Here is a 13,005-nt window from a genome sequence, read left to right as displayed (position 1 = left end):
GCCAGTTGGGCCGGAACGAAGAAAAGGAACACAGCCGTGTCATCCAGCACCACCGTAGGAACTGCTGCGCGTCCACTGCGCGTCGCCGTCGTGGGCTCCGGCCCGGCCGGCGTCTACGCCGCCGACATCCTCACCAAGAGCGAAGCCGTCAAAAGCGGCGAGCTGACCGTCAGCATCGACCTCTTTGACCGCTACCCGGCACCCTACGGCCTGATCCGCTACGGCGTGGCCCCGGACCACCCCCGCATCAAGGGCATCGTGAACGCCCTGCACAAGGTGCTGGACCGCGGCGACATCCGCTTCTTCGGCAACGTGGACTACGGCACGGACCTCACCATTGAGGACCTCCGGACCCATTACGACGCCGTCATCTTCGCCACCGGCGCCATCAAGGACGCGGACCTGAACATCCCCGGCATCGAGCTGGAGGGCTCGTTCGGCGGCGCCGACTTCGTCTCCTGGTACGACGGCCACCCCGATGTCCCGCGCGAATGGCCGCTCGAGGCCAAGGAAATCGCGGTGATCGGCAACGGCAACGTGGCCCTGGACGTGGCCCGTGTTTTGTCCAAGCATGCCGACGACCTCCTCACCACCGAGATCCCGGACAACGTCTACGCCGGTCTGAAGGCTTCCCCGGTCACCGACGTGCACGTCTTCGGCCGCCGCGGCCCCGCCCAGGTCAAGTTCACCCCGCTGGAGCTGCGCGAGCTGTCCCACTCCAAGGACGTGGACATCATCCTGTACCCGGAGGACTTCGAGTTCGACGAGGAATCGGACCGCCAGATCCAGACCAACAACCAGACCAAGACCATGGTGGGCACGCTCACCAACTGGATTGCCGAGCAGCCCGAGGACGTCTCCGAGCTCAAGGCGTCCCGCCGCCTGCACCTGCACTTCCTGCACAGCCCGGTGGAGATCTATGACGACGCCGAGACCCCGGGCAAGGTGGCCGGCATCAAGTTTGAGCGCACCGAGCTGGACGGCGCCGGCAACGCCCGCGGCACCGGCGAGTACGTGGACTACCCGGTCCAGGCCGTCTACCGAGCCATCGGCTACTTTGGTTCCGCCCTCCCGGACGTGGAGTTCGACCACAAGAAGGGCGTTGTGGTGAACGACGGCGGCCGCGTCCTGGACTCCGACGGCAACCACGTGCCGGGCATCTACGCCACCGGCTGGATCAAGCGCGGGCCGGTCGGCCTCATCGGCCACACCAAGGGCGACGCCCTGGAGACCGTCACCTACCTGCTGGAAGACCGCGAAAACCTTCCCGTCGCTTCGGCACCGGAGGAGGACGCCGTCACCGAACTCCTCGACGCACGCGGCGTGAAGTTCACCAGCTGGGAAGGCTGGCTGGCGCTGGACGCGCACGAACTCGCACTGGGTGCAGCTGCCACTGAGGCCGGGGGATCGCACGGCGTGGAGGTCAAGCGTGAGCGCATCAAGGTGGTGCCGCGCGAGGACATGGTGGACATCTCCCGCGACGGTGTGGCCGCGCAGGTCTGATGCACCGATTCAACGCACCATCAGACAGGAACCGCGGGGGCCATTGGTCCCGCGGTTCCTGCTTTAATATGCCCTACCCCTGTTGCTTACCAGCGCCGCCAACGGCCATGAGCTCCAGCCGACGCAGGGTCTCGCGGTTCCGCGCCGAAATCAGCGGGTCCCGCAGGAATTTCGGCATCAGCCTGCCGGGCCCGCGGATGGCATCCTCGGCGATGGTCACCAGGCACTGGTCGCCCCGGTCCTCCAGCGTGATCTCCACCTTGGCCTCGCCCATCGGCCAGCCCCGCGCCACCAGTTCCAGCGAGCGGCCTGGCTCGACGGCCGCCACGCTGGTGCTGTCATCAATCACCAGCGGCCAGGCGCCCACGGAGTGGTGCAGCCGGGAACCCTGCCGGGGCCATTCGGCGTCCACGTCCCTGATCCGGGATGCGCCCACCACCCAGCCGGAATACAGCCAGCCGTCGGCGATGACCCGCCATACGTCGGCCGCGGGGGAGGTGAACAGCTGCGAGACGGTGGACATGGAGTTCCTTCCGGTTCCGGTCATGCTTTGGTGGGTGCTTCGGCGGACCCCGCCGGCGTCCGGTGTCCTTCAAATGTCCGACGGCGGGAGGTGCGGGCCCGCCGTGCGGCCCGGTAGGACGGCTTCCGCAGGCGGCGGGTCCAGGCGTACGTCCGGGCGCCCGGCGGCTGGTTCTCAAGGGGGTCGAAACGCAGCGGGATGTCCGCGGGGTCAGCACCCGCGTTCAGCCGCAGTTCACCGCACGCCCGCCACGGCCCTCCGGGTCTGGCCCAGGACAGTCCCAGCACCCATTCGCCGGAGGCCGGCGACCCCGAAGGCAGGTTCAGCGTCCGCAGTCCCAACAGCACCGGGCCCGTCCGGCCGCGGTACGGCATCAGCGTGGTCAGGGTGGCTCCCGCAATGTCCAGCCGCGGCATCAGGAGGAACCTGCCCGGCAGTCCCCAGCCGGTGGAGGCAAACAGGACGTCCGCGGGGTTGGTAGCGGAGGCAGCGGCAGGGGTCGAGGAACCGGCGGAAGCACTGGTCGGCGAAACCCGGAGCGCCAGGCCCAGGATGTCCGGCAGCGCCTGCGGCAGGCCCAGGGACCGTGAAACGCGGGCCACCACCGGGTCGGTCCCCGGGGAATCGAGCCAGTCGATGCCGCTGGGCTGTGCGGGGTTGCCGGTCCTGGTGAGCTGTCCGGCCAGGCCCAGGCCCTGGGGGTGGATGGGCCGGTCCGGCCGCGCGAGTTTGAGGAGCCGGAAGAGGGCGGCAAAGGCCTGCCCGGCACTCCCGGTGACGGTGGAAAGAACGCGCGGCTGCTGGGTCATACTTCCTTCCTACCCATAAAGCGGCGGACTACATGCGCCCGAACCGGGCCCGGATCAGCGCGAAAATCCCGTAAGCGATGAAGCCGGCGCCAATGGCCACCAGGAGTGTGGGCCCGAACGGGTGGTGCTGCAGGGCCTTGAGGCTGCCGTCCAGGCCGGTGGATTCCTCGGGCCGGTGCTTGGCCGCGGCGATCACGAACAACAGGCCCGTGAGGTCCAGCGCTATCCCTTTGGCCACATGGCCGGTGACGCCCAGGCTGTCGATAAGCCTGCCGCGCCGGGTGCCGTCGAAGTGGAACAGCTCCTCCTTGAAGCCGCGACGGATTCCCTTGACGATGAAGTAGATGCCGATGCCCAGGATGGTCAGCCCCAGCGCCACCAGGACCCACGGCCCCAGGGGGTTGGCCATCAGGCTGGCACTGAAGTCCCGGGTGTTGTCTCCCGAGTCGCTGCGCTGGCCCAGGGCGAAGCCCGCGAACGTAAGGCCCACACTGCCGTATGCGATGGCCAGGAATCCCGAGGAGACCAGCTTGGCCAGCCGTTCCTTGCGGGCCAGGCTCCGTGCGCGCAACGTCGCTTCGCTGGCCTGCCACAGGGCAAGGCCCAGGCAGGCCGCCACGCACCCCCACATGACCACGGGTCCCCACGGGTTGTCCGCGAGCTGGGCGATGGCGCCGGTGGGTTCGGCATCGCCCGGATGGCCGAGGGCGATGGCAACGGCGATGGCCCCAACGATGATGTGCAGCACCGCCATGACGGCAAATCCGGTGCGGGCCAGGACGTCCAGGGCCTTGTGGTTGGACGCCTCCTCGACAGCGTCTGCTGCCTGGCTGAGGGTGGAATCGCCGTCGGACATGGTTCAGCCGTTCATGGGCCCTTCGGCCCTCAGCTTCTCCGCGCCCGGTCCCTCCACGTGCACGGTGCAGCGGACCACCAGCTGGCCCGGGGCGTTGTCCAGTTCCACCAGGGAATCGTCCGCACTGAGGACGGTGAACACCTCGGACCCGGTGACCGCCTCCACGCCCTTGGCTTTGGCGGTTTCCCGCGCATTCCTGAGCGCCTCGCGCTGCAGGCCGTCCACGTAGCCGCCGTCACTTTCACGGGCGGGGTCCCCGAAGGCCCAGCCGAACAATGTTCCTGTTTTTCCCATGGCGACGATATTACGCGGTTGCCCCCGCCCGGGACGGGGTTTCGTAATATTAGTAAGTGTGCTTACCATGGGCGCACCATACCTCGATGGAACAGGCAAGCGAAGTCCGCTGCACAGCGGCAAAACCCGGAACCAGTTCACAACGTTAGGAACGCACATCATGGCAGGAAACCTCATTGCCCGTTCAGTTCACGACCTGACCGCGGCAGCATGGTTTGGCGGATCACTCATGGGCGCAATCGGACTCAACGGCGCGGCGGCCCAGGCCAAGGACCCCGCTGAGCGCACCCGGCTTTCCAGTGCCGGCTGGATGAAGTGGGCGCCGTTCCAGACGGCGGCTTTCGCCTCCCACCTGGTGGCGGACCTCGCCATCGCCTGGGAGAACAAGGGCCGCATCGCCAAGCAGGAGGGCGTGGCCCGCGACACCGTCATCAAGACGGCGGTCACCGTGGTGGGCGCCGCGGTGACCCTGTACTCGGGCATCCTGGGCAAGAAGGTGGAAAAGCTTGCCGGTGAAGGCGCCGAAGGCGCAACGGAGCCGCACGGCGCGGCCTCGGACGAATTGAGGACGGCCCAGCAGCAGCTCAAGCTCCTGCAGTGGGCCATCCCCGGCTTCGCAGCCCTGGTGATCATCCTCGGCGCCAAGCACGGCGAGATGCAGCGGCCCAAGAACGTCTTTGCAGGCCTCCGCGGCGAGTAGGGCGGACACGCAGTAAGAAGCTGACGACGGCGGCCCGGCACGTAAGTGCCGGGCCGCTGCCGTGTCCGGGGTGCTTGGGGCGGAGCCCACTAGACCGGTTGCGTATTGGCGGGGGGCAGGTCCGGGTTCATGTCCTTCAGGTCCGGGTCCTCGGCTGTCCACACTTGGATGATGGCCCAGGCCACCGCCGCCAGCGGCACGGACAGGACCGCGCCCACGATCCCGGCCAGGATGGTGCCGGCAGTCAATGCCATGAGGATCACCAGGGCGTGGAGCTGAAGCGACTTGCCCATGACGACCGGCTGCAGGAGGTCGCCCTCCAGCTGGTTGACCGCGACGACGACGGCCACCACAATGAGGGCCACCACCGGCCCGTTGGCAACAAGCGCCACGAGGGCGGCCAGGATGCCTGCGACCGTGGCCCCCACCAGCGGGATGAAGGCGGTAATGAAGACGATGATGGCCAGCGGAATGGCCAGCGGTACCTGCATGATCAGCAGCGCCGCACCGATGGCCACGGTATCCACCAGGGCCACGATCGCGGTGCCGCGGACGTAGCCGCCCAAAACCTCGAGCGTGCGGCGTCCGGACCGGCGCAGCTTGGCTTCACGCTGGCCGGAGAAGGGGCGGAGGAAGAAGTCCCAGATCTTGGCGCCGTCCTTGAGGAAGAAGAACAGGATGACCACCATGAGGCTGGCCCCGGCAATAAATTCGGTCACCACGGACAGCCCGGTGACCGCGCCGGAGCGGACCTGGCTGCTGGTGGCAAACTGCACCACCGCCTCCCGTGCCTGGTTGAGCTGTTCCTGCTCGATGGGGATGGGCCCCGTCAGCAGGAACTGCTCCAGCTCGTCGAGGCCGGAGGAGGCCTGCGCCGCCAGTTCGCCCCACTGGTTCCGGACGGAGAAATAGATGACGGTGGACACGCCGGCCAGGATCACCAGCAGCGCCACGAACGCCATGCCGGTGGCCAGGCCGCCCGGTATCCCGCGGCGGCGGAGCATGTTCACGAACGGGCCGATCGCTGCTGCCAGGATCAGGGCGATCAGGGCGGGGATCACCAGGAGCTTGATCTGCATCAGCGCGAAGACGGAGACGGCGACCACCAGCACAACCAGCAGAACCTGGGCTGCGCGGGTGCCTGCCCTGCCCAGGCCGTCAGACCAGAGCGCGCCCGGCGGCCTGGACCCGGAGGCCTTCCTGATGGTGCCTGGGCGCTGACCCTGGCGGGCTGCACCGCCCGGCCGCCCGGCATCGGCATGTGCCCCATCGGCAGCCGCTGCACCGTCCTGCGCCTGCCGGAGGGGCTCGTTGCCCAGCTCTTGATCACTAAGGCGTGTTGATCGCGCCATGGGTACTCCTCATCGTCCGGAGGGTGCCCTGCGCCACGGGATGCGGCGCAGGGCAGAACAACCTTCGTCAGATGGTAAGCCTACTGATGGTTTGGGGGTGCGGAAACCCCGGAGCGGGCCCTTCCCCGCAGGGTGTACCGCCGGGACTACTCGGCCAGCCACTCCGCGCAGGAGTTCAGGTTCCGGTTCACCGTGGCGACGGCAGCGTCTTCATCGCGCCGCTCGATCGCAGCGAGCAGCGTCTCGTGGCCGTCCCGCGGAAGCCCGTTGAAGCCGGGCCGGCGCTGCTGCTTGAGGAGATCCTGGTGGAACGCGGTTCCGAAGCTGGCGTAGAGCTCGTGCAGCAGCGGGTTCCCGGACGCCCGGGCGATGCCTTCGTGGAAGTGCCAGTCGGCGTCCGCCCAGGCGTCGACGTCCCCGTTGTTCCAGGCCTGGTCCCGGCTGGCGAGCAGGGCACGCAGGGCCGTGACGTCGTCGTCCGTGGCATTGCGGGCGGCCAGCCGGGCCGCCTGGGTGTCCAGGCCCAGCCGCACCTCAAGGATGTGCTGCTCGGTGTGGTCCTGGTACATCCGCTGCGCGGCGCCGGACATCTCGCTTGTGGCGCGCACATAAGTGCCGTCCCCGCGCCGGACCTCCAGCATGCCGCCGTGGGCAAGGGCCTTGACCGCTTCACGGAGGGTCCCGCGGGAGACGCCGAGCCGGGCCATGAGTTCCGGTTCGGGCGGGATGCGCTGGTTCAGGGCCCACTCGCCGGAGTGGACCATCCCGCGCAGCTTGGCCGTGACTTCGGCGGCGAGCGGCGGCCGGACTGACGGGCTCAAGGACATGGCGTTACTTCCTTCCGTCCGCAGCCCGGACCGGAGCTGCCCCTGCGGGCTTTCCGGTCATGGCGTGGCCGGTAATCAGGTGGGATACCACAATCTGTACCAGGGCCAGTGCCAGCAGCAGCACCAGCGGCAGGATCCAGCCGCCCGTGGCGCTGTGCAGCAGGCCCATGCCGAACGGGCCCACCGTGGCCAGCAGGTAACCCGACGACTGGGCCAGCGTGGACAGTGCAGTGGTTTCGGCGGTGCTGGTGCCGCTGCGGCTGATCATGACCATCACCAGCGGGAAGATGCCCAGGCCAAAGCCCAGCAGGACGGCGGGCGCGGCCGCCAGCCCCACGGGAAGGACCAGGAGCGCCAGGATTCCCACGGCCATGGTGATGCTCACCAGGTAGAACGCCGGGCGCAGCATCCGCGGGCGGGAGCCGATGGCGATCAGCACCATGCCCGCCGGAACCGAGACCAGCTGCATGAGCCCGAACATCAGTCCGCTGTCCGAGGCACTCAGGCCCATGGTGGTGAGCATGTACGGAAACCAGCTGAGCAGGGCGTACGCGAGCAGGGCCTGAAGGGCAAAGATCGCGGTGAGGAGTTGACCTTTGCGGGTCCGCAACAGCGGCCAGGGGGACACGCGCAGGCCCGAGGCCGGGGCGGCGTTGCGGTGCGCGTGCAGTGCCACGGGCAGGAACCCCAGGAAGGCGGCCACGGCAGCGATGCCCACGGCGCCCACCGCGGCGGACGGGGATCCGAGGGCTTGGGCCAGGGGTACTACCAGGACGGAGGTCAGGGTGCCGCCGGTGGTCATGGTCACGGTGTAGACGGCGGTCATGAGCGAGGTGCGGGATGCGAAGTGCTCGCGGATGAAGGACGGCATGGCCACGTTGCAGATGGCCAGTCCGGACATGCCCACCACACTGCCGGCCACGAGCATGCCGGTGGCGGGGATGCCGCGCAGCAACAGGCCGCCGGCCAGCAGGGCCAGCGACAGCAGGATGGCTTTCTCCACACCCACCTTGCCGCTGAGCCAGGACGTCGCGGCGCCGGCCACCGCGAAGCAGAGTGTGGGAATCGACGGAATGATGGCCGCCACCAACGCCCCGTAGCCCAGTACCGACTGGAGGTCGTGCAGCAGGGCTGACGCCCCGGTGATGCCCGCGCGGAGGTTCAGCCCGATCAGCACCAACGCAATGACACCGAACACGACGGCGGAGCGTGGCTTGGCAGGCGCCATGCCGGGTGCCGGCGCGGCGGGGGCTGCGGTGGGCGCCTGGATGCTTGCGGGCGGGGAAGCGGGGGGAGTGGCGGACATACCCTCCACACTAAAGGTTAGACGTTTGATGTTTGCGCTTTTGTGGCCAACCTCTCCCGGTCCGGCGCCGCTGCAATAGACTGCCAACGGACTGTCGGAGGGCCTGGCGCGGACCAGGTGGTGCGGAAGGACGGCTGTGGAGGCTTCCCGGGGACTCGAGATCGAGAAAAAATACGACGTCGACACTGGCGCCGCAGTGCCCGCATTGGAGCAGGCGGCAGGGGTGGCCCGCATGGGCAAGCCGCATACCGATCTCCTTGAAGCGGTCTACTTCGACACGCCAAAGCATTCCCTCGCCGCCCGGCGCATCACCCTCCGCCGGCGAACGGGCGGGAAGGACGCCGGGTGGCACCTGAAGCTGCCACCCCAGGCCGCCGCCGCAGCCGGGGAAGGCCCGCAGCAACGCACGGAACTGCACGCACCCCTGGGCCGCCCGGACGTGGTCCCGGACGCCCTGCTCACCCACCTGCATGCCTACCTCAGGGGTGCCGTCCCGGTGCCGGTGGTCCGACTGCACGCGCGGCGCACCACCTACCCCCTGTACGGTGACGACGGCGTGCACCTCGCCGACCTCGCCGACGACCAGGTCACCGCGGAACGGCTGCAGGATGGGGCCGCAGCCACCCGGCAGCAGTGGCGCGAGTGGGAACTGGAACTGGTTCACGGCGACCCAGGCCTCTTTGGCCCGGTGGAGGAACTGCTTGCCGCTGCCGGCGCCCGCCCCGCAGGCCACGCCTCCAAGCTGGCCCGCGCACTGGGGCCGGGCAAGGCGGCCGGAACGCGGTCCCCCGGCAGCGGGGACGCCGCCGGCCCCGCCGGCGACGAAGGCAGCCCGGCGCTGCTGGCCGGAAAGCGCGCCCCCGCAGCCGCCGTCGTCACCGTGTACGTGGGGGCGCAGATTGAGCAGATCCTTGCCACCGACGCCGCTGTCCGGGGCGAGGAGCCGGAAGCGGTCCATGCCATGCGCTCGGCAACGCGCCGGATCCGCTCGGTCCTGGGCGCCTACGGGAGGCTGTACCGGGCGTCGCCGGTGCGCAAGCTGCGGAGCGAGCTGAAGTGGCTGGGCCAGCTGCTGGGCCGGCCGCGCGACGCTGAAGTCCTGCGGGAGCAGCTCCGCGGAGAGCTGGCCGGGCTGCCGCCCGGGGACGGTGTTGCGGGAGCAACGGCAGGGCTGGAACAGCGCACGGCCGCCGATTACGACGACGCGTACCGGCTCCTGCGCGAAGCCCTGGGAACGGAGCGCTACTTCCGGCTCCTGGACAAGCTCGAGGACTTCCGGGACAACCCGCCGGTGCGGGCCGAAGCTGTGACGGCCGGCCGGCGGGCGGCGGCAAAGGCGGTGGACAAGGCCGCCAAACGGCTGCGCCGCTCACGCAAGGCTGCCAAGGGGGCACGGCGCGGCAGGGAACAGGAACTTGCCCTCCACCGTGTCCGCAAGGACGCCAAGCGGCTGCGCCACGTGGCCGAATCAGCCGCGCTGGTGCATGGCAAGCGTGCGGGCAAGGTGGCAAAGGCCGCCCGCCGGCAGCAAAAGATCCTGGGCAGGTTCCAGGACGCCGCAGTGGCCCGTGACCTGCTTGCCGGTGTCGCCGCCGACAACACCGACGCGGCCGCCGCAGGCATCTATGCCCACCTGCTCAGCCGGCAGGAAGAACGGATGCTGGCAGCCCGGGCCGGCTTCCGGAAGGCCTGGAAGAAATCCCGCGACCTGTTGGGGCACGGCGTCATCTGACCCGGCAGCAGGGCGCTGCCGGCCCCCTATTCTGCCTCCCTGCCTACCGGCCCTGGCGGGCCGACAACCGGGCCACGGCCAGGGCGAGCCACAGCTGCACCCGGTCGGCGGTGACGGCGGGGTCGTACCCCGTCAGTTCGGTGATCTGGGCCAGCCGGTAGCGGACGGTGTTGCGGTGCAGCGTGAGCTCCTCCGCCACCGCGGCCACCGAGCCGTTGTTGTTCAGGTAGCTCTCCAGCGTGGCCATCAGCTCAGAGCCGTGTGTGGCATCGAAGGACCGCAGGGGGTTCAGTGATTCGTGGGCCATATCCGCCAGCGGCACATCCTCGCTGGCCAGCAGCAGCGACGTCAGGCTGAGCCGCTCGGGTTCGTTGACGGGCAGGCCGTGGCTGGCGGCGTCCCGGGCCTCGAAGTAGCTCCAGCGCAGGCCGTTCGGCTTGGTGTACGCCCCGCCGATGCCGATCGTGGCGTGGATCCCGGCTTCGGCGAGGTGGTCGCTGAGCTTCCGTGCCAGCGCCGGCGCCGTCCCGCCGTCGTCATTGACCACCAGTACCAGGTCCTTGCCCACGACGGCGGCAACGGCCTTTTCCAGTTCCAGCGGCACCGAGGTGCTCCCCAGGGCCTTGCCATGGGCGGCCGAAACAGCGAGCAGCACCACGTTCTTGCGGGTGCTGTTCACGCCCACGCCGGCCAGGCGGCGCTGCGCCTCGCTGGTCTCCAGCGCGCCGTGGATCACGTCCTCCAGCACCTGGCCGCAGAGGGCACGCTGGGCCTGCCGCTGCTTGACCATGTTGTTCAGCTCCACGCTGATCAGGTTCTGCGCGTAGCCAATGATCCCTGTGTCCTCGAACGGCTGGCGCACCCACAGCGTGCACGCATCGCGCCGCCCGGTAGGGACGGGATAGCTGGACCAGGTCTCCGCCGACGGGCTGGCGGTGCTGCTGTTGTACAGCTGTGCCGTGAACTGCGTGAGCGCGATGTCGGTACGCAGCATGCCCCCCAGGTTCTTCAACAGCTCGGAAAGTCCGCCGCCGGTCAGCAGCGCCCGCGCCAGCACCTGGTGCCCTGCGATCAGCCGTTCCAGCTTGGCGTAGTGGTCCGCCGACTGGGCGTCCGCCACCAGCTTGGTGATGGCAATGAAGGGGGTCTCGTACGGCACCTCCACTACGGGCAGGCCCCAGCGGTTGGCCTCCGCCAGGAGGGCCGGCGGCACCGCCTCATGCGAAAGGCCCACGCCGAAACCGATGCCCACCGCGCCGGCGCGCTGCACCTGGCGGACAAAACGGCGCTGCTCAGGGGCGGAACGCAGCCGCAGGCCGGTGGTGAGGACCAGCTCGCCGCCGTTGAGGAACCGCTGGGGATCCTCCAGCTCCGTGACGGCAACCCAGTTGATGTCCTGGTTCCAGGTAGTCTCCGCCACGCCCGCCTTGGACAGCTTCAGGGAGGACACGCCCACCAGGGCAGCAAGGGAAATGGCCATGAAGCAAGGATAAACGTGAGCTGGGCAACCGCACTAAACCTCTTTGGCAAGGGTGTGCAGGTGGCTATTCACCCCGCTTGGGCGCTGGCATAGGCTCAAGGCAGTTCCATCCATCCGTCGTGGTCTCCGCCCGGCCGCCGATGGCCCTTACGAAAGAGGTTGCACACCGTGGTCCAAACCTTGCAGAACTTCATCAACGGGAAGTTCGTCACCCCCGCCGGCACCACCCTGCTGGACGTGGTCAACCCCACCAACGGCGACGTGGTGGCGCAGGCCCCCGTTTCCGTGCAGGCGGACGTCGATGCCGCCATGGCGGCTGCCAAGGACGCCTTCAGGACCTGGAAGCATGTCACCCCGGGCCAGCGCCAGCTGATGCTGCTCAAGCTCGCCGACGCCATCGAGGCCAACAGCGACGAGCTCGTCGAAGCCCAGCACCGCAACACCGGCCAGGTCCGCTCCCTGATCGCCTCCGAGGAAGTGGCTGCCGGCGCCGACCAGCTCCGCTTCTTCGCCGGCGCCGCCCGCATCATGGAAGGCAAGTCCGCGGGCGAGTACTTCGAGGGCCACACCTCCTACGTCCGCCGCGAACCCATCGGCGTAGTGGCCCAGGTGGCGCCCTGGAACTACCCGTTCCTGATGGCGATCTGGAAGATCGGCCCCGCGCTCGCGGCCGGCAACACCGTGGTCCTGAAACCGTCGGACACCACCCCCGAATCAACCCTGGTCCTGGCACGCCTGGCCGGCGGCATCTTCCCGGCCGGCGTGCTGAACGTGGTGCTCGGCACTGGCGAAACAGGCGCCATGATGGTGGAGCACAAGGTCCCCGGCCTGGTGTCCATCACCGGTTCCGTGCGCGCCGGCATCGCCGTTGCCTCCGGTGCCGCAAAGGGCCTGAAGCGTGCGCACCTGGAGCTCGGCGGCAAGGCTCCGGCCATCGTGTTCAAGGATGCCGACATCAAGAAGAGCGCCGCGGCCATCGCCGAGTTCGCCTTCTTCAACGCCGGCCAGGACTGCACCGCCATCACCCGCGTGCTGGTGGAGGAGTCCGTGCACGACGACGTCGTGGCCGCCATGGTGGAGCACACCAGGACCCTGCACACCGGCTCGCAGAACGACGAAGACAACTACTTCGGCCCCCTGAACAACGTGAACCACTTCAACGCCGTCACGTCGGTGGTGGAGAACCTGCCGGCCAACTGCCGGATCGAAACCGGCGGCCACCGCGCGGGGGAGAAGGGCTACTTCTTCGAACCCACCATCATCACCGGAGCAAAGCAGACCGACGACGTGGTGCAGAAGGAAACCTTCGGCCCGGTCATCACGGTGCAGAAGTTCAGCACCGAAGAAGAGGCAGTGGCCATGGCCAATGACGTGGACTACGCCCTGGCCTCCAGTGTCTGGACCACCAACCACGGCACCGCCATGCGGCTGAGCCGCGACCTGGACTTCGGCGCCGTCTGGATCAACACCCACATCCTGCTCACCGCCGAAATGCCGCACGGCGGCTTCAAGCAGTCCGGCTACGGCAAGGACCTCTCCATGTACGGCGTGGAGGACTACACGCGCATCAAGCACGTGATGTCCGCCCTCGACGCGTAAAACCACCCACCGCCAGGCTTCAAA

At 68.7% G+C, this 13,005-nt stretch carries 12 protein-coding genes; 4 read left to right on the top strand and 8 right to left on the bottom strand.

The genetic code is table 11. The features are described from left to right. Window positions 1-36 precede the first annotated feature (36 nt). Window positions 37-1,503 carry an FAD-dependent oxidoreductase gene (locus FB478_RS13305; RefSeq protein WP_144600823.1) on the top strand — a complete coding sequence of 489 codons (1,467 nt, stop codon included), beginning with the start codon at window positions 37-39 and terminating at the stop codon, window positions 1,501-1,503. A 73-nt stretch (window positions 1,504-1,576) separates the two neighbouring features. On the opposite strand, the gene FB478_RS13300 is transcribed toward FB478_RS13305, so the two are convergent. The 4 genes from FB478_RS13300 to FB478_RS13285 are packed head-to-tail and all read right to left on the bottom strand — an operon-like array spanning window position 1,577 to window position 3,985. Next, the gene (locus tag FB478_RS13300; RefSeq protein WP_144600909.1) at window positions 1,577-2,026 is read right to left on the bottom strand and encodes an SRPBCC family protein; all 450 of its coding nucleotides are present in this window, start codon (window positions 2,024-2,026) and stop codon (window positions 1,577-1,579) included. Between the two features lie 20 nt (window positions 2,027-2,046). Further along, window positions 2,047-2,835, bottom strand: coding sequence for a hypothetical protein (locus tag FB478_RS13295; RefSeq protein WP_056393009.1), 789 nt, complete (start codon window positions 2,833-2,835; stop codon window positions 2,047-2,049). A gap of 28 nt (window positions 2,836-2,863) precedes the next feature. After that, on the bottom strand, window positions 2,864-3,691 hold the full coding sequence (locus FB478_RS13290) for a DUF1206 domain-containing protein (protein ID WP_018769014.1): 828 nt from the start codon (window positions 3,689-3,691) through the stop codon (window positions 2,864-2,866). Between the two features lie 3 nt (window positions 3,692-3,694). Continuing rightward, complete coding sequence (locus FB478_RS13285; RefSeq protein ID WP_026265726.1) at window positions 3,695-3,985, bottom strand: hypothetical protein; 291 nt, start codon at window positions 3,983-3,985, stop codon at window positions 3,695-3,697. Window positions 3,986-4,145: 160 nt separating this feature from the next. Between FB478_RS13285 and FB478_RS13280 the strand changes: the two genes are divergently transcribed. Beyond that, window positions 4,146-4,685 (top strand): hypothetical protein, encoded by a 540-nt coding sequence (locus tag FB478_RS13280; protein ID WP_056393014.1) that lies wholly within the window; start codon window positions 4,146-4,148, stop codon window positions 4,683-4,685. Window positions 4,686-4,774: 89 nt separating this feature from the next. Here the strand turns inward: FB478_RS13280 and FB478_RS13275 are convergent, their stop codons facing one another. From FB478_RS13275 to FB478_RS13265, 3 genes are all read right to left on the bottom strand, one after another. Next, window positions 4,775-6,037, bottom strand: coding sequence for an AI-2E family transporter (locus FB478_RS13275; RefSeq protein ID WP_056393015.1), 1,263 nt, complete (start codon window positions 6,035-6,037; stop codon window positions 4,775-4,777). Between the two features lie 146 nt (window positions 6,038-6,183). Continuing rightward, on the bottom strand, window positions 6,184-6,864 hold the full coding sequence (locus FB478_RS13270; protein ID WP_018769018.1) for a FadR/GntR family transcriptional regulator: 681 nt from the start codon (window positions 6,862-6,864) through the stop codon (window positions 6,184-6,186). 4 nt (window positions 6,865-6,868) lie between these two features. Next, complete coding sequence (locus FB478_RS13265) at window positions 6,869-8,170, bottom strand: MFS transporter (RefSeq protein ID WP_056393020.1); 1,302 nt, start codon at window positions 8,168-8,170, stop codon at window positions 6,869-6,871. Between the two features lie 136 nt (window positions 8,171-8,306). On the opposite strand from FB478_RS13265, the gene FB478_RS13260 reads away from it, so the two are divergent. Next, window positions 8,307-9,902: a CYTH and CHAD domain-containing protein gene (locus tag FB478_RS13260; RefSeq protein WP_056393021.1), complete on the top strand. Its 1,596-nt coding sequence runs from the start codon at window positions 8,307-8,309 to the stop codon at window positions 9,900-9,902. 43 nt (window positions 9,903-9,945) lie between these two features. Here FB478_RS13260 and FB478_RS13255 read toward each other — a convergent pair whose 3' ends face one another. Then, complete coding sequence (locus tag FB478_RS13255; RefSeq protein ID WP_056393023.1) at window positions 9,946-11,382, bottom strand: PucR family transcriptional regulator; 1,437 nt, start codon at window positions 11,380-11,382, stop codon at window positions 9,946-9,948. A 168-nt stretch (window positions 11,383-11,550) separates the two neighbouring features. Between FB478_RS13255 and FB478_RS13250 the strand changes: the two genes are divergently transcribed. Continuing rightward, window positions 11,551-12,981, top strand: a complete 1,431-nt coding sequence (locus tag FB478_RS13250; protein ID WP_056393178.1) for an aminobutyraldehyde dehydrogenase — start codon at window positions 11,551-11,553, stop codon at window positions 12,979-12,981. The last annotated feature ends 24 nt before the right edge of the window (window positions 12,982-13,005 follow it).

It is taken from the genome of Arthrobacter sp. AG367 (assembly GCF_007828995.1).
GTDB lineage: Bacteria > Actinomycetota > Actinomycetes > Actinomycetales > Micrococcaceae > Arthrobacter.
Note: the sequence above shows the minus strand (reverse complement) of the source record. Positions and strands in the feature narration are given on the sequence as shown.